Raw genomic sequence first — 23,538 nt, 5'->3', positions numbered from 1 at the left:
TCCGCCGAACTTCAGAACACACAATGGATCATGTCCGGCAGCCGGCGCCCACTTTCCAAGAGCCTATGGAACCATTCGGCGCAGGACCCCTCGAACAGTCACGTCCAATTGTGTGCCCTCGCGGTAGTCGGCCGGAGCAACGTAGCTCACGCGATCTTCCGCAATGAGCAGCTCCATCTTCTGACGAACTTCAGCCGTCCCCCACTCTCGTGGATCAAAGACGGCAATGGACGTACCGCCCTGCAGCCGGAGCATCTTCATCGCTGGAATGTCGGTGTCGCCATCGCCGATGAAGATCATGCGCGCAAAAGGGACCGGGCGTTGATTCATGGGAATCCATCGGTTCACTGCACTGTCGTCCCAGGTTGTGCGCAAACCCTTGTTGATTCGGAAGAGGAACTGAGTTTTCCCCGTATAGTTGATCGCGACCGCCGGTGCCTGAACTACGCCCGCTTCGGAGTAGCTGAAGCCCGACGCAAAGATGTGCGTGAACTCGCCTCCGATCGGGCTTGCTTCGATCATCTCGCGGAGCCCCGAAGAGACCACATAGTGCTCGCATTTCAATCCAAGCGAACCGGCAAAAGAGTTCGTGCGAGCGAACCATTCCCGCACTCCTTCAAAGAGCGGGAGTCCGGCACCGTGCTTGGCAAGATCAGCACGCGTGAAGGGCTTGGCGGACTTCTGCAGCATCAGCTGCATGTAAGTGAGGATGCCGTCGCCATCATGGCGCTCGGCTTCAGCTTTCACCTCCGCCCAAAATACCCGCGGATCGGGATAGCCAAGTTCAGGGATGAATGAATGCTCCTGCATTGATCCAGGAGCCAGCGTTCCGTCAAAGTCATAGACGATGGCAACAGTCGTACCCGCCTGAGTCGATGCCGCGCTCAACTCAGTAGCCCTCGCCTGCCATGGTCCACCAGGGCTCTTCGCGCGCTTCCAGGCGCCTCAGCTCTGCTTCTATGCGAATGCCGGTCGCCCGCTCGGCGTTCTGAACAGGCGCCATTCCTCCGGCACGGAAGTTGGGCCAGCGGCGGCGACAGGTGCAAAGAAGCTCATTGTGAACCGCCTGTGCGACGTTCGACCCACGATAGCGATTATACAGCTGACTGAGCAATTCAACGCAGGTACGAGCTACGTGCCAGGTCGCCTCAGCGCGGTAATCGGACGTGTGGATGTCCAAGTAGCAGTGACCGGGAAGGTTGCTCTTTTCAACCAGCTCAATTGACCGGATAAGCTCAATCCCAAGCAACGCATCGTCGACGTGCTCGAGCTGCCCTTTAACCGCACGCATGTAGTCGAACACGCGCGCTTCAGCCTTTATCCGGTCTGGCAATGGAGCGCCGTCAAGCGCAGTGTGCAGCAACGCAGCAATCATCCCTGTACTCCTTTTCGAACGCCCTCGTTGGGGCGGCTGATCTCCCACAAGAACAGCTCGTGTCGCTGCGTGCGCGTGGCGGCAACACACTGATTGTACTCCGGCCAGACAGGCTCGAGCTCCGTGCTCGCCGCGCCTTTATACCAGCCAGCAAGAATGCGCTTAGGCCAGGGCTGACCCATCTGACACACACTCCGGTGCAGCAGCGCGCCGGGCTCGAAGAAGTTGGAATAATTGCCGCCAAAGGCATGACCAGGTTGAATGATGGCGAGAATGGCGGGAGTGATGCCACGGGAGCTGTAAAGCGCCTGATAGGCGGCCGCTCCATCTGCAAGAACGAACAGCATGGAGAAGCGCTCGGGCCCATGCTCCGGCCCAAAGCCGGCGCTTCGCTCGAACACATGCCATGAGCAGAAGGCCTCATTCACCCGCTGAAAATCCGCTCGGCTCAGCGTCTCAAGCTCAGCGGCCGTGGGGTGGACTGTGACGGAATTAGTGCTTCGAAGTTCACTCTCCGCGACATCACGACGGGCAAGCTCGTGATAACCGCGGAAGCCTCCCTCCTGAAGCGCTGCCTCGAGCGCTTGTTTCGTGCACGCATAGTCTACGTAGATGAAGGAGAAGACCGCTCCAGAAAGAAGAGCAATTGGATCTCCATCAAAACCGCTCGCCGGATAGTAGAGCGAGCCGTCGAGCAAGTCATGCAGCGGGAGTTCGGCCGGAAGGTGATCGCCGATGCAGGCGAGCCACAGGGGGACCGGCTTCGCTCGTTCTTCAGATGTCAGCAGCCCCTGCACGTCACGCCCCCTACCCCCCGAGCAGCTCGCGCCAGCTCAGGTGTTAACATGTGACGGGCAACTCTAGTCCGTACAAGACAATACGGCTTCCCTCAGCCTGCCCCCGACCGGGTTTGTCGTAGGTCTAAGGCAGCTCTCCCACATGCAAACTCAGAGGGAATTACTCCAATAGCGATCCTGCTCACCCTCTTGTTTTTCGCCGTCGTCTTCAGTCGGACCGCGCGAATTGCTGTCGCCCTGCTCGCCACCGTCCTGGGCGCCTACCTGGTGTGGGATAACGTCTACACGGAGACTTACGTAGGCGCGGACCTCATCGAGGTGCGGAAAGCTGATGCCGTGCTGATGAGCGATCCAGCGATTTCTGTACCTGTTCGGGTGAAGCTCCAGATTGCCAATCACGCCGGCGCTGAGCTCGAGAGCATAGACGTCGTCGTCACACTCCTGGACTGCTCTCACCGCGTTGCTGATGATTGCGAGCCGGTAGCCAGGAAGGCCGCGCGGCTACAGCTGCTCGCTCCAGCAGGACTGGCTCGCCGGACCCAAGCTTGGGTTTACTTCGAAAACGTCCCGACAATTCGAGGGACGCTTAGAGCACAAGTCCGGGTCACCGGCGGTGTTCTCGATTGGAGCTGAGATGCTGGATTTGGTCACCTCCGTGCTGCGGTCGATCGGCACCGGTCTATTCCTGCTCGCGGTTCTTACCTGGGTTCTCGTGGAGGAAATGCTCGACTGGGCACTGTGGGACAAAAACGTACCGGTAAGACTCGTCAAGCTCACGAGCATCGCGTGGGATCAGCATGACTACGCCACCGAGGGTGATCAACAGTTCACCGTCCAAGTCGAGTATCGCAATCAAAGCGCGCTCCAGCTCGTCGACTTGCGCGCCCGCTACAGCCTCTACGACTGTGTGGAGCACATTCACTGCACGTCTGTGCATATGGATGAGCAGAAATTATCGCTGTCGACGGAGCCGGGTTACCGCGGACGTTTCCAGGGCCGCTTCATTGTACCTCGAATGGTAGACCCGCGTGGACGCCTGCGCCTCGACGTCCAACTTCTTTCCGCGACCGGCCAGGACAGCGACGATGTGCCGTTCAGGCAAAACGACCAGATCTGACGTACGTCGATGTTCTTCTCGCATCTCCAGCCAAGAGGAGGTGCTTATCCGTCGCCGTTGCCGCTTCATCAATAAAATGCCGGGCACCATGCCAAAGGGTGAGCGCGCCCTGCTCGCCCATCTTTCAGTTGAGGCACTGCCGCAGATTTCGCGCAAGCTTCCTGAGCATATGCGCGATTCCGTCCTCGACCTTGCAGATCAGATTGGCTGCGAGTTGGGGATGCGGTGGACACGTTCCGGGACACGCGGCTGGACGGAAGAGGATTTCCAGAACGCTATGGGAGAACGGATTGGGCAACTGCGTGCGGCGCTTCCCCGCCGGCGTTCGACAGGTCTAGACACTCGCTTGCAGTGGCTTGGCCAAACGGTCGACCTCGATCAACTGGACGTCGACATCCTCCGCCACCTGGTTCGGGCTCGTATGTTCGAGCCCTACAGCCAGCTTCTCCAGCTCTTCGTGAACGGACCTCGTGTGAACAACGAGGTGCATGTCGATGTGCTTGCAGCGCTTCTCGGCAAGAGCGCCCTGACCATTCATAAGCGCATGGAGCCGGGATCAGCACTCCTGAGCGCGGGTCTTGTTACCGACTGCCGTGGTGGCGACTGGACTGCCAGCGGCCTCTCCTTGCGTATCGCCCAGATGCCGACTGTGCAGCCTGCGAAGCTTGCCAAGGGACTGCTCGGATCGGCTCCTGCTCCCACGCTTGGCTGGGAGAACTTCAATCAGCTTGGCGAGCTGGGGGAGCTTGCTCGTACCCTGGTCCACGAGTCCTCTCGTCGCCGCACCGGTCTCAACATTCTCCTCTACGGCGTGCCGGGTACCGGCAAGTCTGAGTTTGCTCGTGTACTGGCGCAAGCCTGCGGCTTGCATGCGGTGATGGTCGGAGCGACCGACGAATATGGTACTGAGCCCGAACGCTCAGAACGCCTCGGCCACCTGGCTATCTGCCGTTCGCTCGTGAGGCGTTCTTCCGAGCATCTGCTGATCGTGGACGAGGCGGAAGACCTGATGATCCAGCCTTCCTTCCTCGCCAGCAAACATTCCAAGTTGTATCTGAACAACCTGGTCGAGCGCTCCACTTCGCCGACAATTTGGATCGTCAATGATCATGCCTTGCTCGGCAGCGCTGTTCTGCGGCGGATGACGCTTGCGATCCATTTTCAGATGCCGAACCGGGCCTTGCGGCGCAAGCTTGTGGACGAGATGGTTGACCAGCAGCGCCTTTCAATTCCCTCGCCCGAGCGCGACAGCCTCGCAGCAATTAAGGTCGCCCCAGCGGTAATGCGGAACGCTGTTCAGGCGGCAGCATGGACCGATGGACGAGCCAGTACGGCGATTGCTGCCGCCTCGTCGATCGAACGCGCACTCGGAGCAGAAGCAGGTATCTCACGAAGCTCTGAGGTCAGCTTTCATCCGGCTCTTTGCGGAGCGGACATGGATCTTGAGCTTTTGGTATCCCGCCTTGCAGCCGCTGCGGCACCGAACTGGTCGCTTCTCGCTTCCGGGCCGCCAGGTACCGGAAAAAGTGCATTGGCGCGGTACATCGCAGGGCGTCTCGGGATCGAAGTGGTCGAGAAACGCGCATCTGACTTGCTCAACATGTACGTGGGCAACACCGAAAAGGCGATTGCTGCTGCGTTTCGCCAGGCGGCTGATCAGAAAGCCATGCTCATCATCGATGAAGCAGACTCGTTGCTTCGGGATCGCCAGCTGGCCAGTCGTAGCTGGGAAGTGAGCATGACGAACGAGATGCTGACTTGGATGGAGCGGGCCGCAACTCCCTTTGTCGCAACGACAAACCTGCGCGACAGCCTCGACCCTGCAACCTCTCGCCGCTTTGTCTTCAAGATTAGTTTTCGGCCGCTTAGCAGGGCTCAGGCGCGGGCATTGTTCGAACACTACTTCGGCCAAGCGGCGCCTGCTGCGCTTGATCACATTCATAACCTCACCCCCGGTGACTTCGCCTTGGTGGCGCGAAAGGCTCAGCTGTTGGGAGAAGAGCAAGCAACCACGCTTGCTGAGATGCTCGAGGCCGAATGTGCCGCCAAGCCGGACGCTTCTCGAGCGCCGATGGGCTTTTTGCCGCAACCTTCGCTCGTACGGAGTGCCGCCAATGCAGCCTGATCGTCTTCTGGTGGATCTTGGGCAGCCTAGCCGCTGGTGGCTGGAGGAGGTCACACGGCTTGACGAGCAGCTGCCTGGGTTCGCGGGCGCTGCCCTGCGGGCATCGAACGCGCGTAAGCTGCTCATTGCGGCGTCCCTCTCGCAGAAACGTTTTGCAGAGAGCCTCCGCGAGCCCAGTAAGACCAACTTAATCGGTGAACTGCTTACGCGAAGACACAAGCACCTTCTCAAAGAAGCTTTTGGCAGCTGCCCACCCGGCTTCCGCGGCGCGATTGTGCGTCTCACATCGCTGTCTCTAGATCGCTCAGCATTTGCGGAACTCCACCGCATTTTCAGCCAGGAGGAGATGCGCTCAGCGGCCCGCACGCTGATGCAATGCAAGCGCCTGGTGCCGCGGACGATCGAACTGTGTTTGGAGCTGCCGCCAGCCTTTAGGCGCCCTCGTCTCGTCAAGAAGCACGTGGGCGCGGATCATGAGGAACTGCTCACCGTCCTCAGCATGGCTCGGGTGTTTAGGCCCGAGCTCACGCAAGAAGACCTACGCTCATACGCGAAGTGGCTCGGTAAGACGGGGTCCGTGCCCAAGCTTCTTCATAAGTTGATCGAAAAAGCCTCGCTGCCCGCCGATCCTGTAGGCCTCACTGGCGAACTCCAGCATGTGCAAACTGTGGAAGAGCTCAAGCGGGTTAGCCGGCAATTTCGCAATTGCGTGGGCACCCTCGTCATCGATGCTATCGCAGGACGAAGTCACTTCTATGTCGGCGAGATTGGGAAAGAGCGGGCCGTCGCTCATGTTCAGCAGCTAGCCGGAAGGAACGAGTATGTGCTCTCGCACGTGGAGCCGCCAAAGGGCGAACTACTCTCCAGAAAAGCCGACCAGGCCATTGAAGCGGCTTTTCACAAGCGCGGGGTACAGCGGCTCGCAGGCCGTGCCCCTCAAGATCCTTGGTGGATCATCGAGCGTGTTTTCCGAAGTCTGGCAGCCGAAGAGCTGATTGATGAAGCGCTTCTTAGCGATTGGGACGACTTGCAGCTACCTGAGCTGCTCGAGGAGGAGGCGGTAGTCTAAGACGCGTGGCGAGCTCGCACCTTCTCCACCTCAGCGACGACGAGCTCCCTTAGCTCGTTGGGTTCAAGGACTTCGGCGCCCCCTCCCCAACCCATCACATGCCGCGCCACCTCAAGGAGCCCTCCTGCTGAAAAGCTGACCTCAAGGGTGCCATCCTTGAGCGACGTCAATTCCTGCGTCTCATGAAAAAAGTGGTTCTTTGCAGCGCCTGCGACCTCGGCGTCGAAACGAATGCGGATACGTCGTGGCTGTTCCTGGAATACGCCGAACGACCTTGACGCATATGCTTCAATGCTGAAGCTTTCAGGGGGGCCACTGAAGTAGTCTGCAAGAGCCACTTCATCGATACGGTCAAGGCGCCAGAGAACCGGATCAGATTTCGCTTCCTCTGGGCCGACGAGATAAGATGCCACTTGACCCCAAAGAAAGCCGTAGGGTTCGACGCTGCGCGTCCGCGCGTCTCCATCTGAGCGCGTGTAGAAGAACTGAATCCGCCGTGAGCTGAGGAGCGCCTCACGCAGAAGAGCCAGCGTGCTCTCATCCACGACTGAACTGACACGAGGAGCAGAAGCAGTCAGCTGAGTGTCGCGGAGCGTCTCAAGGTCCGGATCTACTCTTCGGCGCACACTTGGCCTCTGTGCTGATCGGATTTTGCCGGCCAAGGATCGGAGCGTCGACGCGCGAGCTTCCGCCCCGCCGCGCTCCAGAGCGCCGGCTGCAGCCTCAAGCTCCGCAAGCTCTTCAGCAGAGGGGGACTGCATAAACCCGTCGAGACCGCCGCTGATGCGAAAGCGCTTGAGCCTTCCATCCGAGACCTCCTCCAGGTTGGGGAAGACTAGCCGGAGCGCGTCTCGCATCCGCTCCACAGTTCTGCGATTAGCGCCCAGGACGTGCGCCATCTCATCGAGCGTTAGACCTTCGGCGTTACTGGCCAGCGCTTTTGCCAGATCGAGTAGCCGAACAACCTTGTAGTGGCGCAATGTTCACGTCCGTTTCTGTCGCGGATAGCAGTAGGACTGCACCTTGCTCCATCGCAAGCACATCAACGAGAGGATACGCTGGGATCGGTACCTGGCCTCACACCGACGTTCTGAAGACGCTTGGATTTGAGCCGCAAGGAGAGTTCACTCTTGTAAGCGCCGGGCGCCCTTGATCGAAAGCGTCTCGGTGGCAAAGCTCGACGGTTCAATCGACGATCGAACTGTCGAGCCACTCGAGCTCTGTCGGATTTTCAGCACAACGGGAAAGATAGAGCTCGTGCTCCCGCGCCCTCCATGCGTATTCACGGTAGGGGATCTTGAATCGCTTGAGCAGGCTCAGGGTCCCGGTAGCGATCACGGAGCAGTTTGACGGAGCTCCCGACTTAATTTCCTTCAGAATGGCTTCCGCGCCGCGGATTGGGAGCAAATTGACGCAATACCCGCCATGGACTCCATGCCCATGCTCATCACGCGTCTCATTCGAAAGCATAGCTTGCCAGGCTCGCGGCCACTTCGTGAAAAGACTGGGCTCTTTCCCGTGGTGAACCAGGTCCGTTATCCCGTGGCGAGCGTAGGCAAGGGCGAGGTATATGCGGGTGAGCGGGTCTGCGCGGTTGGTACGGTCAACAATGCAGGCAAGGCACCTAAGGATGTCGTCCAGGGCAATCTGGATGAACTCAAGCCTGTCTGGGAATTCATCAGGCCGGATGCGCATGAAGGTCAGGGCTTTGGCAAGAACGGCACTCATCATCACCTCGGCGTGCGCGCCGCTCAGCGAAGCTCCTTTGATTGACGCCAGATGCCCGTCCTGATCGGCAAGGATGCGCTCGATGATGTTCCTGTTCATGCTTAAATCGTCCTCTAGACTCGGATTAGGTTCTCGTTTGCCGGGGCGGCAGCACTGTGTGGCAAAGCGATATGTTGCCGACGCGCGCGGTTACGAGCCCAGGCTCGCTACGCCTCGAAGCGAAGCATGAATTCTGCCTTGAATATTCTTCGCACTCCACGATCCGCCTTGGCTTTTCCCGCGACCGCAGCAACATAGAGGTGCATCACTCTATTTCAATAGGGATGCATCGCTCGATTGCCTGGTGGAGGGACAAAAGTTGGCGAAGGACAAGGCTATGACGGTAAGGCTGCCGCCAGAGGTATATCAATCGCTTGCCGCTACGGCCGAGAGCAGGTCAATGTCCGCGCCAGGCCTAGCAGCTGATATTGTGACCAGCTGGACGCTCAAAAATGGCTTGGTAAATGCTGACGACAGTCGCCGTATCGAAGCGCAAAGAGCGCTTCTCGAATGGGTTGAAGATGAGGTGGAGCGCCGGCGAAAAGCCGACAACTGGGACCAGCACGTCACCCGCGACGTCTTTGAAGCGATCGCCTCAAAGCACTTAGATCTATACACCCGCGCGGTTGAGGGAGGACATAAGACTCAACTCAATCGTGAGATCGGAGCACTGATTAGACGCGGCCTTGGGGCGGTGGTGCGCGAGCAAAGCGGGCAGCGTCTCTATGGCCAACTCCGTCGGAGGGATCAAAGCCTCATCAAGACCTACACCTATTTATTTCGGCCCGATCATAGAGATGAAGGAAGTTGGATCGGGTGATCTCGCCTGCTTCTCAGCCGGTCGCGGACGAGCTGGATCGCACTCCGGTCGCGGCTTGCATAGCGGCCGACGCGCGCTGCAACCGGTCTGCGCCGGGCCCTGGCAGGCTCTCGCAAAATGCATGGGTGAGCTCGCGATAATACCATTTTGTGCCCTCTTCGCCTCCTTTGAAGCGATCCCAGACCTTGGGCCCATGCGCAATCACGTCGGCAAGTATCGCCTCTGCGTTATGGATCTTGTCGGCTAGCGAAACGAGCAGGGCATCGGCCTGCTTGTAGGGGAGAGCAGAGATATAGGTCTCCTTGCGCTCACGCCAGGGCGGCTTCGGCTGAACGTCGGCGTCTGTACAGGATTGGACTATATGCGCGACACGCTCGCCGAAGCGATTGCGGATATCATCTAACCTCCCCTGCCCTCCTTGATCCTCAACCGCATCGTGCAGCAAGGCGGCGACGGCCTGATCTTCATCGGCTCCAAGCTCGAGCGCGATGGCCGTGACTCCAAGCAGGTGGGCAATGTACGGGACGGACGTCCCTTTGCGCTTCTGCCCACCGTGAACGGCGCTGGCATAGAGCAGTGCCTCTTCGAAACGCCTAGTCAGCTTGGTCATTCTTCTCTCCAATCTAGGGCTCGGCTGCGAACACTAGCGATCATTGAACCGGTCGCCTGTTCAGAAGGTCGAGTCCCATTTGCTTGATGCGGTCGACCCAGGCGAGTTTTGCCAGCCAATCCTGCGGAATAGCGCTCAGGCCGTAGAGGGCTCCCGCTAGCTGCCCCGTCACTGCGGCTACAGTGTCCGCGTCGTCACCGAGGTTGGCAGCAAGAATCACGGCATCTTCAAACGAGGTTGTGCGGGCGACTGACCACAAGGCTGCTTCAAGGGTGTGGACGACATAGCCCGATGAGCTGATCTGCGCACGGGCCGCTCCACGCCAAGATCCGTCGGCAACCACTGCGATTGCTGGATCAAGATCCTTAAGGCGGAGGCCCAGCACCCCGGATCGGGGGGCGCCTTCGATAGCCGCACGGAGCATGCGGGCAAAAAGCTTGCACGCATCAAGACAGGCCTGCGAAGCGTGGGTGGTTGCACTCTGCTCCGCGGCCAGTTTCTCAAGGTCCACATCGTCGCGACCCGCGGAAAGAAGGGCGACGGGTGCGAGACGCATTAGTGACCCATTGCCGGCCGAATAGATGTCGGTCCGGCCCGCCATTGGATCACCGCTCTGCTCATAGCGGTAAAGTGCATCCCTGGTCGTGGTACCGATGTCGAAGCAGGTCCCGGTGCAGCTATATTCGCCCGACCGCCACCAGGAGACAAAACGCGTCATAAGATCTTCAGCGTTGAATCCGCCGGTCACGAGCAAGCTGTCGGCAAGGGCAAGAGCCATGGCGGTGTCGTCGGTCCATTCTCCGGCTTGCAACCGGAAAGGCCCACCGCCGACGAGGTCCGTCACCCGCTGACGTTGATCACGGCGCGTGAATTCTAGGGTCGTGCCTAGTGCATCGCCGACCGCCAGACCGAGCAAGGCCCCTAAGGCGCGATCGTCGACTGCTTCATGGGACCTGTGCGGCACTGCTTCGGCGATCGCGGTAAGTCCGAGCACATGCTGCTCCTGGTGCGGTGTCTCCAAAGAACCAGGCCGAACCTCGCGGATAGCCAAGATCGCTTGCTCTGGCTCCCAGCCAAGCTCGACCAGTAAGCGGCCACAAACAGTTCCTGCCCGCCCCAGACCACCTTTACAATGAACTAGCACATCGAACCCGCTGCGGAGCAGAGACCGGAGTGCTTCGCCTGCCTGATCCCATTGACGCTCGAAGCTCGAACCCGGAGCGGTGACATCTGGGATGGGCAAGTGAAACCATTGCATGTGGCGCTCGGCAACGGCTTGCCCAAGGTGCGGCACGGCGAGGCTCTCAAGCTCGTGCTCTTCGAGCAGGGTGACAACCGCCGCGGCTCCCCAGTTGGCGATTACATCGAGGTCCGCCCCGAGATCGCGCTTCCATGAGCCGGACATCGCCGCGGGCTGGCACTTGCCCGGACAGAAGGTGATCCCGATGCGTCCCAGTCCCTCGCCCACGCTGACCTCGGCGATTGCAAGTGGGTGCGTTTCACTGGTTCTTATGGACAAATTCCCATCCTCATCTCGGCCGTTGTTAGACGCATGTTCACCTGCGCCCGGCCGCTGCTGTCGCTTCGAAGGTCATCATGAAAGCCAGTCTCAGTTTCGTGGCGATCAACGATACTCGAGCCTTCGACGGACAGTCGGCGGTCCGTCCTAGGAACAGATCCACCCCTTCCAAGCACTCAGGTCCGACAGTTTCGGTCGGGTCTGATCCAGCAAGGGCACGATCTAGCGTCCCCCTCGGCCATCCGGAGATGCTCGCAGTTCATGGTGGGGCCCCCTCAAGAGCATTGCCGGGCGGCTTCCGCGGACTAATGTCGTCGCCATGGTGATGACCACAGCTGAAGATGCAAGAGTTCGCATGCTGATCGCCGCGCACGTTCGGCGCCTCTCCACCAGCGGAAGCTTGTCGAGCTCAGACTTGCTTGCAGGTGCCAAGGTGGATGGGCAACGCATACCCATCGTCAATCCACAGCGAGGCATCTTCAAGCCCAAGCAGCTCCGCTACCTATTAAGCATTCGGACTGTTTACCCGAAGATTGGCGCGCGCGTCTGGTACGACGATCAGCGCGAGGTGCATGCCCAGATTGAGGCTGGCGAGGAAGTGATCGACTATGCGTTTCAAGGGTCCGATCCGGACGCGTTCGACAATCAGTGGCTGCGAGAAGCCATGCAGGATCAGGTCCCGATCTTGTACCTTCTCGGTGTGGCCCCTGGACGGTACAGCGCTCAGTTCCCAACCTTTGTCGTTGATTGGAACCCAGGAGCGCTAAGGGCCGGGATTGCTTTCGGGGCGCCAATTACTGCGGCCGAAGCCGCGAATGTGCCGGACTCGGCCGAGCGCAAATACGCACTACGAACCGTCCGACAGCGTTTGCATCAGGCGCGTTTCCGTGAAGCAGTCCTAACAGCTTACGGTAATCGTTGCGCCATCACCGGCTTACCTGAACCGCGCCTCCTTGATGCTGCGCACATCATCGGCGACCTTCAAAGCAAAGGGCAGCCGGTCGTGCCTAATGGGCTGCCGCTTTCAAAGGTGCACCATGCGGCATTCGACGCTAACCTCATCGGCATCGACCCTGACTTTCGCATCCATGTTTCAGACGCACTGCTGTCCATCAACGATGGCCCAATGTTCGAGCAAGGAGTTAAGCTTAAGCACGGCGAGAAGATCAGACTGCCGAGCCGAACCAAGGACCACCCTGATCAGGATCGGCTCGCAGAGCGTTTCCAGCACTTCCAAGCCCAGGGTCATTGATAACCCAGTGTAACGATATGGTTCGCAGGCAATTCCGTCCAAGTCTCCGTCCATCTCCTCACGATAGCCGGGCTGCCCCGCATAGATGGGAGCGACGCCCGCGGCGCGTGCTGCGTTACAGTCGGGATAATAGACCGAGCTTTGCCGAGCTTGATTGTCGGCCGGCGAAAAACTTATCCGCTGCCATGAAGCAGAGAGCTGCGGTGTAGCCTGCCAGCCGATATAACAAACAAGCAGTACGCCTGCTAGGAGCTCTGAAGGCGAGTTTGCCTCGCGAGCCCGACGGGCTCCTTGAGGCTTGGCCGAGAGTTTCGCTGGTGGGAGCGGAGATGAGAGTGGCGGCGCATGTTTTACGAAGAGCTGCCACCAGACCGTTGCAACGAGCTTAAGAGATCGCCACCGTTCCCACTCATGCTGCAAACCAAGGCTGTGCCGATGATCTTGCTCGTTGTGCTTGTGCTTGCCCCAACGGACTTTGGTGTACGAGCTCCGCCCGGTGCTTCTGAGCTCATAGTGCGGAGATCCGGTAGCTCGTCTGAATTCAATTGCCGCGTTGCTTATGTGCATGACGGAGACACCTTTCGGTGCGCAGACGGGACCCGCATTCGCCTGTCTGCGATCGACACGCCGGAGATGCCTGGTGCTTGCCGGACGGGCCGATCCTGCACTCCCGGCGATCCTTACCGCGCAAAGTCTGTTCTGGCGTCGATGATCGAAGGTCGCAATGTGAGCTGTAAGCCGGCTGGCGCTAGCTACAATCGTGTTGCGGCGTGGTGCTCGATCGGGGGCACAGACCTTAGCTGCGCAATGCTTAAGAGCGGACTCGCAATTCGCCTTCCCAAATATGATCCGAGCGGACGCCTTATTCGGTGCCGCAGTTAATCAGCGACCGGCAGCATCGACCTCAGCCAGCATCGCAGCATATTCGTGGGCGTGCGTCCCAGACCAATTCGCATCGCCTGCGCGGGTAAGATTGCCTTTGCGGGGCGGGATATAGCTGTAAATGCCTGAGCGCGGACCTTCGTACCAGCTTGCGTTGAACGCGGCGAGCTTGGGATAGAAAGTAGACCCGACGTTGAGCTCGTCGTGAAGCCACCAGGCAAGTGCCTCCCAGTGGCCGGTGCGCTCATAGTAGGGCACAAACGAGTTCACCACCACGCAGGCGGTTGCACCCGAGGAGCCGTCGGCGTCGCGGTAGTCCCAAATATGCCCTGCATAATTGCTGTCGTTGGATGCACAATTGTGCCGGCCGATGCCCTTGGAGTTGACCGCCGGGGAGCGGTAGGCCGAGCGAATAGAAATCCGGCCGAAGCGCTCCTGCAGCGGCTCGAGAATGGTCTCGCAGAGCTTTCTTCCGGTCTCGATTGCCAGGTCCGGATTGTCCGGGATGTTCGGAATGCCGTAGAAGTTGGCGATCTCGGAATAAAGAAAATCGCGCATGAAGAAGCTCTTCGATAGTCGAACCCGACCAAGTTGCTCGAGTGACTCGACCGAGCCTGGCTTACGCATGCGTCCCCTCCCCTCCAGCTTCGCTTTCATTCGGGTCCACGAGCCGATGGAAGACCTGCCTCAGGCCTTCGGTATCTAGGCTGCAGTAGGCCGTGAGCGCCGAAGCAAGTTCCTGTCTCCGCTGCGCGCTTGTTTCAGGAGCGACCGCTTCGATGTAAGCGCTTTGGGCAGCTCCTCCATCGCCGATCTCGAGCAACTTGTAGCTGAGCTCGGGTACGAGCGTGGGCAGCACGTGCTTGATTGACCAGCTCCCGCGCTGCTCTGGATGATACCAGCAGGCACGCGCGACCGGCAGGAGGTCGACGACACGCGCCTCGAGCCCACATAGCGCCTGGCTGAGGTCCGGAAAGGTCTCCGCAAGCTGGCGGATACAGCGCCGCTCGAAGCTCGCATTGTAGGCCACGATCGCTCCTTGAGGCGGCAGCATGGCAATGAGCGCCTCCGCGCACGCGCGCCGCGGGTCATCTCCGCTTAGATCAAGGAAGCAATGGTGCTCGACCACACCGTCGTGATCGATGTGCAGTGAGAACTGAAACGGCACATTCTCAAACGGTCTCGTGTCAATCCAGCGGGGTATCGCAAAGGCGATCGTTTCGAAGTCCAAGTAGGACAAAGGCCGCGGCCAGTGTTCTGTCGCGCGCCTCGCCTTCTCGCAGTCGTGGAAAGGCGACCCTTCTGCGGTTACCTTTTGGATCAACCGGTGCAGCTCACTCTTGAGCTCGGACGCGGGCACGTCGAGCAGCTCGACGATACCCAGCTTGTGAAAAGCCTCGGCAAGCCGCCCACCCGTGTTCGGGAGTAAGGAAATCGGCCAAGTAGGCTGCGCGCGTCCACGGCTGCAGTAAGCCTGAAACTGGCACGAGAAAGGGCTGTTGCAGTGGGTGCCCGGCTCCTTGGCGGGCTCTTCTCCGGCCAGCGTGCTGATAGCCTCTCGCGCCAATTCGGATCTGGTCGGAAGCAGAGGGGCAATGATGTCATCTGCGGGTGCATCCTTCAGCAGCCCCGCATAATTCTCATCGCCCTGGTAGACGAAAGATGAGTCGATGTGACGGATGCTGGCTGAGGCGACTTCCACGCCGCAGCCTTGCATCACCCAGACCTGCGTCGCGAGATCGCTCAGTTGATATTCTTTGGCTGACGCGGAGCTCTTCACCTCGGCGACGTGCCAACCGCCGCCTTCCGCCGGGTACATGATGTCAACGCGTACCAGCACTTGTTCGTGCAGGAAGGTGGCTTCGAACAGCGGTCGCCTAATTCCGCTGGAGAGTAGCTCCTGGGTGAGGGTGATAGCGGCACTCAAATCCGGCTCGGCTTCGATCATGATGCCGTTAGGGTAAGCTTCGCAGGCGAGCTCGCCGACAGCATGGCCGATATCGAAGCGGGCCTGCATGGCGGTATCGATCACCCCTTCTTCGGGCTTATGCACCTGCAGCCAGAGCCGCTTGGGGCATTGCTCGAAGGCGGCGACCTTGCTCTTGGAGAGCCCGAAGTTGGGCATCAATCTCTTATCCCCCTACTCAGGTACATTAGCCCTGTTCCAATGTCCGGGCGACCTGTCCGTCTGATCGAAAGGGTCTGGCCGAAGGGTACGACAGAATAGGTCATTGCTTAGGGCTCTGCCCGCTTTGCCGAGCGAGAATCGGGCTCAAATTTGTCGCGGGGCATTGGCCCAGAAGTCAGCCAGCTATGCAGCGCGACGCGGCGGCCGTGGCTCTCGGGGTGCAATAGCTGCCGCGAGCCGAGCTTCAAAATCTAACGGAGGCTGGACCAGAGGTGAGCGCAAGATCCCCTCCATGCCCGGAACCGCCGTAAGATCCCGCAGGAGATCGTCACGTGAGTAGGTCAAGGGATCAAGCCTCTCGCCATCAAACCGGACGATCGGAACATCGTGAAAGAATGCCAGGGGTCTCGCAAGTTGTGGTGGCTCAGATCTCTCGCGTAGGCGTTCACGCTGTTGGTGGCTAACCACCACAGCCGGCCACAATTTAAGTACCGTAAGAGCAGCAGCAGCGGAGGGGAGGTCGCCCTCCGCAAAGTACTGAAGAACAACCTTTGAGGCACCGCGATCTTTGAAAGGTCCGGTCTCCTGAAGACTTTGGGCCGGCTCGGCTCCTTCTTCTCTGAAAAAGGCAACGTGTGGGCGACGCGACGGACCCCCGATGAAGGGCTCCCATGGCATCCGATAGGTACGGAAGGCATTGTACCGCACGTGAGACACCCCTTGCTCCAGTGTTGTAGCAAGTCTGGGGTTTGAGCGAGCAAGCTCCTCGTCAAGCACCTTCAGCGAGCGGAACCACGCCGGCAGCCAATCCCGAGCCCACTCGAGCGGCGACATCTTCCGGTCGACGTTCCACTGCTCAGGAATGTGGGCAGGGTCTACTGGGGCTGGCATCTCCGCTCTCCTCATTTGGCGCGAAGCTGAAGCGCCATCGGCCGTTCGTCGATTTGCTGGACTTTCAGGTCACCACGCATCGTGCAGTAAGCGGGAGGCTTTAGACCCCCTCGTGACTACTAATTCCAGGCGTTCGGTCGCTCGAGTTAGCGCAGCGAAGAGCAGGCGCTCCCATTCTCCACGCCGCTCCTCCTCGTCCGGCATTTCCACATCTGTGACAATCACCGCCGCGTCTTGCTGCCCCTTGTACCGGCGGATAGTATCGAACCTCAGGTGCCCATTGGTCCAAAGCTGATTGCCAAACATATCGTAATTGCCCGTGAAGCGGGCGATGGTTTGGCTGCCCGCGCGCTCGCACTGACCGAGGGTCGCCGATTGCTGGCCCCTCAGTGAGAGAGCGACAATCTGCTCCCGTGCAAAGCCCTTCTTCATCAGCTCGCTCGAAACGCGCCCGACCGCGGCCGAGACTTCGCTCTTGCCCGGTACCTCGGTGATCCCAACGCCCAGGCCTGGAAGGGGGTTGGCGTTTAAGAATTCAAATCCAGGCAAAAGGCGTTGCAAAAAACGAGCGATACTAGCCGGCGTTCGGAAATTGGACTTTGCTCGAAAGCCCGTCCAACCGCCCCGCGGCCAAGCTTCGCTGTCGGGGCTCGTTCCGTATTGGATCGCCTGATCGGGATCGTCGAGCCACAAGCAGTCGCCCGTGTCCGCACCGAACAAGTCCAACATCTCGCGCCAGGCTGGCGTGAAGTCCTGCCCTTCGTCGACGATGACCGTATCAAACCGCCAGCTGTCGGGGATCTCGCCTTCGAGCACCTGATCAACCGCTCGGTTCCAGTCCACACCGCCGGCTTCATGTGCCAGCGGACGACCTGTGTCCTTTAGAACTCGGTCGATGGCACCGTGAAAGGTCTCGACAACACCGCCGGTCTGACCGGCAGCGACCTTCATCTTTTCCTTCAGATCGCGATTGAAGCACAGAAGGAGTGGCCGCTTGCCGGCCGCCTCAGCCGCTCGAAAAGCCCGGATCGCGACTAGGGACTTGCCGCAACCAGCGGTGCCCCGGACGGCCAGGCGCAACGGCCTAGCGCTAATGGCGCCGACGATGTCGGCGAGCCCGCCGACTGCGCGCGTATAGCAGCGCTCCGACAGTCCGACCCGGGAGTGAATGTCTGGAACGAGATCAAGCGACTGCTCAAAGAAGCGGAGGACACGTCCGCCATGCGGTGTCGCATCGGTCTCACCGAGCAGCTCGATGATGCGCTCGCACAGCCGAACTGCATTGCGGCCGTCGACAATCCGGTTCTGATCGAGCCCTGCACCGCAGAGGTCCCGGACCCGGTAATCAGGCAAGTAGAGTAGGTAATCGAGCTCGATCTGATGGCCGCTCTGCGCCTTGAACTTGTCTCGTAGGGCATCGAGGGTTCGATGCAGCTGCGAACCAACACTCTTCGCCTTTCCATCATATCGCTTCTGAAGCCCGTCCTTCCCCTCCTCGAGCGAGCCAGTTTTCTGCTCAATAACCAGGCAGCGCCCTGCCCCGTTGACGACGATGAAGTCAGCCTCACCGAACGCCGTCCCATACGTCCAGGCGCGACTCCAGTGCACACCATGGAAGACTGAAAGAGTGGCGGGTAGACGACGCTTCAACTGTTCAAGCGTCTCGAGCTCCCGCTCAAGGCCTGGAACGAACGCCGCCTGGGGTAGGGCCGCGGGGACTAGCTGGCCCACGTTTCAGGACTCAACATCGGGCTCGGAGGGCAACTTCTCCGAGCTGACCTCACGCGCCCGAACCCGCTCGCGCGCGATGAAAGCCTCCATGTCTGGGCCAGTGTCAACGCCTAGCTCACGGGCATCATTGTAGATGTTCGCAACCGCCTTGGGATCAAGCTTCCTTGAACCTGACTGCACCACCAACACAGTGAGCACTGGCAGATTGTGCCGAACACAATATTCAACCACCCGAGCAAGAGCGTTGCCCATGATTTGCTGAGACTTATTGCCCACCCACTGCTCACCGGGCCGGAAGGCTTCCCAGAGCTCTTTGTAAGTGACCAGGCCATCATTCGACGATCGAGCCAGTTCGACAATCTTGGCTGCGAGCCCAACAGTGGGCAGATCCGACTTCAGTCGTCGGCGCTGCTCCATGAGAAGCTCGGCAAGCGTGAAGGTTCCGCCTTCGGAGAGGCCCCTTTCTCGATAGCGGCGAATAACGTGGCTGATCTGGGAGTCTTTGAGTGACTCAATTGGCATTGGCTCGCCCTTTAGACTTCGAAGAAACGGCGGCAGAAGTGATAGGCGAGCCGATCCTGGTAGGTCAGAATATTGTCCTCGACGGTCACGATCTTGCAGAGATCGGTACCACCATTCTTCGGTCCACGAAGACCCCGCCCCACCATCTGCATGTACCGTACCGGGCTCAGTACCGGTCGCGAGATGAGGATCATGTCGGCTTTAGGTGCGTCAAAACCGGTCGTCAGCACGCTATGATTGCAGAGCACCTTGAGCTCCTGCGACTTGAAGCGACGAATGAAGTGCTGACGGGCAAGCCGGTCCGTTTCCCCACTTACCGCCGCTGCAGGGCAGCCGGCGAGATGGAGGCGAGCAGCAAGATACTGGGCGTGCTTTACCGAATTAGCGAACAGCAGAATTGAGGAGGCGCCCGAACTCAAGACGCACTCGATGATTTTGTCGTTTCGGTCTGGGTCCGCACCGATGCGCTCAACAAAGGACTCTGGAAGCTCTTTATACTGGTCGAGGTGCCGGATCTCCGCCTCGCTCAGCTGAACAACCTTGTCGTAGCGAATTGGATGGTAGGTGAGCTTAGCCAGCACCTTGCGTTGCAACAGGTCATGATGAAGTTGGTGCTGATCTTTGGGCAGCCAGCGCTGATCGAAGCGCGCAGCAAGGCGCCGCGATTCATCATCATCATAACCGCGCCAAGGCGTTGCACTTAAGCCGATGACCGGCGGCTCCTCCAGGCGCTCGGTTTCCGTGCCCGTCTGAACGTCGAGCCAGCGAAGAAGCGAGGAATAGCTCGGCGCGATAGCGTGATGGCATTCGTCGATCACCACGACCCCTGGTTGCGCCAGCCACTCTAGTTGCTCCACGTCCAACCGGGCGTTCAGGGTCTGAATGCTTGCGACGACCACTACGGGTTCGTTCGCTTCTGGCGGTGCTGGGTTACTCTGACCGCCCCACAAGCGAACGATCCGCAAGTCCTCCTCTGGCGAGCCAACGTTCACCCAGAGCTGGCGGAAACACTGCACCGCTTGTTCGCATAACTCGTCCGTCTGGGCGACCCACAGGACCGTTCGCTTCCCCTCCCCATTGAGGATCAGCTGAACGATTGCCTCTGCAGCAACCCGAGTTTTACCGCCGCCTGTCGGCAAGCTCACCACCGCTCGGCGGCGCCCCTGCCCACTTTCGAAGATTGATTGGAGCCCCTGAAGTATGCCTTCCTGATAGTCGTGCAGTGGAGGCAAATGGATCGGTCCATTCACGATCCACTCTGCCGTTCGTCGTAGGTTCGCGCTTGCGGCAAATTCGGCCGGGAACCCGAGCTCGAGAACAAACCTTTGGGCCGGGTCCCCTCCCCAGCGCGCTGGAGGTGCAAGTCCCTCTTCTTCCAGGACGTCGCGCAGGTTGGAAAGCGTGGTCGGGCCATGCACTGCCAGCGTGAGGGCAGCTAACGCCTCGTCCGACAGCTTCCTAGGGATGGCTTCTCTCGTGGCTTCACTTAGCTGCGCAAAAAGTGCTCGGCGTGATCCACCTACGGCGAGAAGCAGCCTTTTCTCGATAGTTTCACCCGCGCGCACCCTGGCGCGCGCTTCCACCACCCGTTGCCCGACGAGCTGGCTCATCGCTTCTTCGGGCTTCTCCTGGATGAACCCATGGGTATGCAGAAATTCGAGGAGCTGTTTGGTCCGGCCGGTCCAGCTCTCGGCTTCAAAGATCTCGCGTTCGATAAGCAGCGGCCCGCCTTGATGGAATGCGATCATCGGCCGACGGGTTTGCGGACCCGACCTTTCGGTCAGCCCTTTAACCCAGAGAACATCAAGCCGGCGAGCCAAACGAGTCTTCAGAATCGGAGTAAGCTCAGGAAAGAGCGCCTGAAGACGAAGCGGCTCGCCAAGTTTCTCCTCGTAGGTAAGCTCGGTATGGTCAGCTAGGAGCTGGGCACCAGCATTGTGCCAGGCGGCCGCAGCAGCCTCGCTGAGCAAAATAACCCGGCCGTTATCGGTCTCACTTGATGAACCCGGCCGATCTGTGACGTAAATTTTCGTGATTGGCACCGGACCGTCACTGGTGGGGACAAGATCCGGGATCTGGCCTGCCTCGGCCGCAATCTCCCAGACAGGAGTTAACGAGGAGAAGTTATCAGTGGTCTCCCAGGCAAGCTCGAAGATGCCGGCCCAAACTTCGCTAGTAAGATCTGCAGAAGCTGGCGCAGCAAACGGGAATCTCAGATCCGTTTGTTCCTCAAGAGAGTCGAAGTACGAGTTGAGGTCTAAGCTTGCGGCACCACCTAGCGTCCGAAGCGCCTGGCGAGCTGGCGCTGTGAACGCACCAAGAGGTACCGTTCGCTCGCCAAGCTCTACCCAGCCGAATCTATGCAGCCAGTACACAAAGGGGTGGGCGGCCGTGTACCGGGCATAAGAGTCCGGCCGTGTCGTGTGACCAAACACGATTGTCTTGTAACAGTGAGGCCCCTCCGGATTACGGACCCTGCTGTAAAGCAGGTTACTCGCCATCGATGTCAGCAAATGGTCCGTGTGCTTGACCGCTAGGGGACTTGGTAGCTCGGGTAGCAACCGCCAGGACAACGGCATCTCGATCGCGTCTTCGCGGAGGACGCCTAACAGATACTCGCGGGGGCCATAGGGCATTCTACGCCGGCCCATGTCTTGGATGGTTCTAAGGTACGGCCGCATCTGCTCCCAGCCGCGTCCATCCCACGTGCCTACTTCGGCTGTATCGCTAGGGCCGAATGTGTCCTTGTACTCATCTGGAATGCGGTCCCAATGCCCGGCGTGATAGCTGCGATCGAGAATGATGCCGGGATTGACCTCCTGCTTCAGCTCGCGATCGATGAGGACGAGCTCCTCACGCGGTGAGAAAGATCCGGCCATCGAACGGAAGTAGAAGTCGTCAGGACCGTAGTCTTCGAAAAATGCCTCTACGCGATCTTGTGGCGCTTCTTCGAAGTTGGCCCAGAAGGTCGCCCAAGCACCCTCACGGCCAAGTGTTTGTGCCCGGTCGTAGGACTCCCAGAGAACTGTGTCCCAGAGCTCATCGCCCATCTCGGGCACATCAAGCAAACTCACTAGAACTGAGCGTACGTCTGGCTTTTCAAGCAAGTCGGTCGCGACCGCGAACTTGCCCGTTGGCGCGCGATCAGGCGGACAGATGATTGCGTCTGCCGGAGAAATGAGGCCGTGCCGAGCAGAGGGAATGAACTTCGCTCTTCGAAGGTCATACAGCGCTCCGTTCCGGGCCTTACGAACGTCCCGCAGAAACAAGACAAGCTCGGCAGCGTGACCAGCTTCCTCGGACGCGACGAACTCGATCCACTCAGCCATGGAGAAGCGGATCAGGGCCTCGCGCTGGGGCTTCACTCGATCCAAAGCCTCGCGGGCCAGGGCCTCCAGCCGGCTGGAACGAAGCTTGCCCGATTGGCAGGTGGCGTGAACTGATTTCGCTCGAACCGCATCATCGGCGAGTGAAACCCAGCGGGCGATGAGTTCCTCTTCGTCAAGCGGATGCCGAAATAGCGAATGGGCGTCCTTCATCTCGCCGGCCGCGTTCGCGACGAGCTCACTTTCAACGAGTCGGGTCCAGAGAGACTCGACGAGAGGCGCCGCGACTTCATCTTGGCGGTCAACCTTTCTCGGCAAAGCCGAGATGGGCGCTCCGGGATCGGCTTCAGTTGCAAGCGCCGCTATGTTGTCGGCGATTAGTTCGGCTGCCGCCTCCATCAGGAACCAGTTGTAAGCGCCCGGGATGACGTTGGTTCGGTCGCTGTTGAGCTTCCAAGGAGCGTTGAGGATGCCTGAGGCCAGAGTTGGGGTGCGCGTCGGAAAGAAGGCCCAAAAGGTACCCGCAGCTTCGCGCCCGCCGATCGGCGCCGCCCAGGACAATGGCACCTTCTCACGGGCTTGGAGATGAAGGGCATCGGCCTTTGCTTCGGCGTCATCGACCACGACTTCGCGCTCGAATAGGCGCCAACGGGTCTGCACGGTCCCATCGTCAACAATGAGAACGTCGCCGTCGTGACGCTTGGATATTCTTCGGGTCGGCCCTCCCACGACCTCCAACGTAAGCTCGATATCGGGACGCAAGAAGAGAACAAACTCAGCCGGGAACTGAGCCATCTCCTCGACCAGACGTTGCCGATCACTAGCATTAGCGATCTGAGCAGTGACGACGGTGGTCGCCCAGCCGAGGTCGCGATCGGCTAACGGGCTAGTGGCCCCCTCTGGATCAAGAACCTGCGCGAGACGCATCCCGGGCGCACGGGAGTCCTCAGAGAGGCCGAGGTGAGCGCGGATCTTCGAGCGACACCATTCCGGATCAAACCGAAGCCCAATGGACCTGCTGATCAGGTCAACGGTACCCCCAAGCTTAAGCAGAGATTTGAAGCCGATGCCGAATCGGCCGATCTGCCCTGCTCTTTTTGAAGAACTGCGGGCATTGAGAAGGGCGACTACTCCATCGGAGTCCAGCGCTGCGCCACTATTGGCAGCAACCAAGCGATCCTGTTCAAGTCTCACATAGATGCGGCCAACGTCTTCTTTGGCCTCGAGGATAGCGTCTGCCCCGTTCTGAACAAGTTCGTAGAGCTGTCGATAGGCGTAGCCCCCCGACAACACTTCGATTTCGGTCTCATAATGCTCATTGGTGTCGCGAGGCTGCCGCTCATAGGCGCCAAGGCGAGCGGCGCACTCGCGCTCCACAAAGTCAGCAAGAGAAGAGACGCCCTCTCGCTCGTTGGAGCTAGGCTCCTCAACCAACGTCGCCATGAATACTCCCCCGGCTCAGCGCATCATGTCGCAGAGAATCAGCCTTGTGAAGCATATTAGCAAAGGTTAGCCTCGCCACCGGTTAAGCGTGATTTGCCGAACGTCACGCCTTTCGAGTTGCTGATCAGGGGGTGCGTATGGGGCGGGGTGCCGTTCGGCATGTA

18 protein-coding genes and 1 pseudogene are annotated in these 23,538 nt (G+C 59.6%); 6 read left to right on the top strand and 13 right to left on the bottom strand.

What is annotated here, in order from left to right; translation table 11 throughout:
- Window positions 1–63: 63 nt before the first annotated feature.
- Genes JOY29_RS01820 through JOY29_RS01810 form a run of 3 tightly spaced genes read right to left on the bottom strand, consistent with a single transcriptional unit; the run spans window position 64 to window position 2,172 of the window.
- Complete coding sequence (locus JOY29_RS01820; RefSeq protein ID WP_300974499.1) at window positions 64–888, bottom strand: HAD family hydrolase; 825 nt, start codon at window positions 886–888, stop codon at window positions 64–66.
- Window position 889: 1 nt separating this feature from the next.
- Window positions 890–1,375 carry a hypothetical protein gene (locus JOY29_RS01815; RefSeq protein WP_300974498.1) on the bottom strand — a complete coding sequence of 162 codons (486 nt, stop codon included), beginning with the start codon at window positions 1,373–1,375 and terminating at the stop codon, window positions 890–892.
- The gene (locus tag JOY29_RS01810; RefSeq protein WP_300974497.1) at window positions 1,372–2,172 is read right to left on the bottom strand and encodes a hypothetical protein; all 801 of its coding nucleotides are present in this window, start codon (window positions 2,170–2,172) and stop codon (window positions 1,372–1,374) included. Before JOY29_RS01810 ends, JOY29_RS01815 begins: the two co-directional genes overlap by 4 nt.
- Window positions 2,173–2,361: 189 nt before the next feature.
- Between JOY29_RS01810 and JOY29_RS01805 the strand changes: the two genes are divergently transcribed.
- From JOY29_RS01805 to JOY29_RS01790, 4 genes are all read left to right on the top strand, one after another.
- Window positions 2,362–2,805: a hypothetical protein gene (locus JOY29_RS01805; protein ID WP_300974496.1), complete on the top strand. Its 444-nt coding sequence runs from the start codon at window positions 2,362–2,364 to the stop codon at window positions 2,803–2,805.
- A 1-nt stretch (window position 2,806) separates the two neighbouring features.
- Window positions 2,807–3,289, top strand: coding sequence for a hypothetical protein (locus tag JOY29_RS01800; protein ID WP_300974494.1), 483 nt, complete (start codon window positions 2,807–2,809; stop codon window positions 3,287–3,289).
- Window positions 3,290–3,365: 76 nt separating this feature from the next.
- Window positions 3,366–5,414 (top strand): AAA family ATPase, encoded by a 2,049-nt coding sequence (locus JOY29_RS01795; protein WP_300974492.1) that lies wholly within the window; start codon window positions 3,366–3,368, stop codon window positions 5,412–5,414.
- Window positions 5,404–6,483 (top strand): hypothetical protein, encoded by a 1,080-nt coding sequence (locus JOY29_RS01790; protein WP_300974491.1) that lies wholly within the window; start codon window positions 5,404–5,406, stop codon window positions 6,481–6,483. Before JOY29_RS01795 ends, JOY29_RS01790 begins: the two co-directional genes overlap by 11 nt.
- Here the strand turns inward: JOY29_RS01790 and JOY29_RS01785 are convergent.
- Window positions 6,480–7,463 carry a WYL domain-containing protein gene (locus JOY29_RS01785; protein WP_300974490.1) on the bottom strand — a complete coding sequence of 328 codons (984 nt, stop codon included), beginning with the start codon at window positions 7,461–7,463 and terminating at the stop codon, window positions 6,480–6,482. The two genes, JOY29_RS01790 and JOY29_RS01785, sit on opposite strands and share 4 nt — an antisense overlap.
- Before the next feature lie 205 nt (window positions 7,464–7,668).
- On the bottom strand, window positions 7,669–8,310 hold the full coding sequence (locus JOY29_RS01780) for a hypothetical protein (RefSeq protein ID WP_300974489.1): 642 nt from the start codon (window positions 8,308–8,310) through the stop codon (window positions 7,669–7,671).
- Between the two features lie 259 nt (window positions 8,311–8,569).
- Between JOY29_RS01780 and JOY29_RS01775 the strand changes: the two genes are divergently transcribed.
- Window positions 8,570–9,070, top strand: coding sequence for a hypothetical protein (locus JOY29_RS01775; protein ID WP_300974488.1), 501 nt, complete (start codon window positions 8,570–8,572; stop codon window positions 9,068–9,070).
- A gap of 13 nt (window positions 9,071–9,083) precedes the next feature.
- Here the strand turns inward: JOY29_RS01775 and JOY29_RS01770 are convergent, their stop codons facing one another.
- Both JOY29_RS01770 and JOY29_RS01765 read right to left on the bottom strand, forming a co-directional pair.
- Window positions 9,084–9,680: an HD domain-containing protein gene (locus JOY29_RS01770; RefSeq protein WP_300974487.1), complete on the bottom strand. Its 597-nt coding sequence runs from the start codon at window positions 9,678–9,680 to the stop codon at window positions 9,084–9,086.
- 40 nt (window positions 9,681–9,720) lie between these two features.
- Window positions 9,721–11,199, bottom strand: a complete 1,479-nt coding sequence (locus tag JOY29_RS01765) for an ADP-ribosylglycohydrolase family protein (RefSeq protein ID WP_300974486.1) — start codon at window positions 11,197–11,199, stop codon at window positions 9,721–9,723.
- A 319-nt stretch (window positions 11,200–11,518) separates the two neighbouring features.
- Between JOY29_RS01765 and JOY29_RS01760 the strand changes: the two genes are divergently transcribed.
- Window positions 11,519–12,451, top strand: a complete 933-nt coding sequence (locus JOY29_RS01760) for an HNH endonuclease (protein WP_300974485.1) — start codon at window positions 11,519–11,521, stop codon at window positions 12,449–12,451.
- 72 nt (window positions 12,452–12,523) lie between these two features.
- Here JOY29_RS01760 and JOY29_RS01755 read toward each other — a convergent pair.
- From JOY29_RS01755 to JOY29_RS01725, 6 genes and pseudogenes are all read right to left on the bottom strand, one after another.
- Window positions 12,524–13,018, bottom strand: a pseudogene (locus JOY29_RS01755) (hypothetical protein); the annotation flags it as partial.
- Between the two features lie 315 nt (window positions 13,019–13,333).
- Window positions 13,334–13,960, bottom strand: coding sequence for a hypothetical protein (locus tag JOY29_RS01745; protein WP_300974483.1), 627 nt, complete (start codon window positions 13,958–13,960; stop codon window positions 13,334–13,336).
- Complete coding sequence (locus tag JOY29_RS01740; protein ID WP_300974482.1) at window positions 13,953–15,458, bottom strand: DUF2779 domain-containing protein; 1,506 nt, start codon at window positions 15,456–15,458, stop codon at window positions 13,953–13,955. The genes JOY29_RS01745 and JOY29_RS01740 overlap by 8 nt, the downstream gene beginning before the upstream one ends.
- 963 nt (window positions 15,459–16,421) lie before the next feature.
- Window positions 16,422–18,083, bottom strand: a complete 1,662-nt coding sequence (locus JOY29_RS01735) for an ATP-binding domain-containing protein (RefSeq protein WP_300974481.1) — start codon at window positions 18,081–18,083, stop codon at window positions 16,422–16,424.
- Window positions 18,084–18,086: 3 nt separating this feature from the next.
- Window positions 18,087–18,605, bottom strand: coding sequence for a hypothetical protein (locus JOY29_RS01730; RefSeq protein WP_300974480.1), 519 nt, complete (start codon window positions 18,603–18,605; stop codon window positions 18,087–18,089).
- An 11-nt stretch (window positions 18,606–18,616) separates the two neighbouring features.
- Entirely contained in the window at window positions 18,617–23,374 is a 4,758-nt protein-coding gene (locus JOY29_RS01725) for a DEAD/DEAH box helicase family protein (RefSeq protein ID WP_300974479.1), read from the bottom strand.
- Window positions 23,375–23,538 lie beyond the last annotated feature (164 nt).

This window comes from Sphingomonas sp. LHG3406-1 (assembly GCF_029637485.1).
Taxonomy (GTDB): Bacteria; Pseudomonadota; Alphaproteobacteria; order Sphingomonadales; family Sphingomonadaceae; genus Sphingomicrobium.
Note: the sequence above shows the minus strand (reverse complement) of the source record. Positions and strands in the feature narration are given on the sequence as shown.

Coding starts and splice junctions, on each gene's coding strand:
- JOY29_RS01815 (WP_300974498.1), bottom strand. CDS start 1,375: ATGATTGCTGCGTTGCTGCACACTGCGCTTGACGGCGCTCCATTGCCA.
- JOY29_RS01800 (WP_300974494.1), top strand. CDS start 2,807: ATGCTGGATTTGGTCACCTCCGTGCTGCGGTCGATCGGCACCGGTCTA.
- JOY29_RS01795 (WP_300974492.1), top strand. CDS start 3,366: ATGCCGGGCACCATGCCAAAGGGTGAGCGCGCCCTGCTCGCCCATCTT.
- JOY29_RS01790 (WP_300974491.1), top strand. CDS start 5,404: ATGCAGCCTGATCGTCTTCTGGTGGATCTTGGGCAGCCTAGCCGCTGG.
- JOY29_RS01780 (WP_300974489.1), bottom strand. CDS start 8,310: ATGAACAGGAACATCATCGAGCGCATCCTTGCCGATCAGGACGGGCAT.
- JOY29_RS01770 (WP_300974487.1), bottom strand. CDS start 9,680: ATGACCAAGCTGACTAGGCGTTTCGAAGAGGCACTGCTCTATGCCAGC.
- JOY29_RS01760 (WP_300974485.1), top strand. CDS start 11,519: ATGGTGATGACCACAGCTGAAGATGCAAGAGTTCGCATGCTGATCGCC.
- JOY29_RS01745 (WP_300974483.1), bottom strand. CDS start 13,960: ATGCGTAAGCCAGGCTCGGTCGAGTCACTCGAGCAACTTGGTCGGGTT.
- JOY29_RS01740 (WP_300974482.1), bottom strand. CDS start 15,458: ATGCCCAACTTCGGGCTCTCCAAGAGCAAGGTCGCCGCCTTCGAGCAA.
- JOY29_RS01730 (WP_300974480.1), bottom strand. CDS start 18,605: ATGCCAATTGAGTCACTCAAAGACTCCCAGATCAGCCACGTTATTCGC.
- JOY29_RS01725 (WP_300974479.1), bottom strand. CDS start 23,374: ATGGCGACGTTGGTTGAGGAGCCTAGCTCCAACGAGCGAGAGGGCGTC.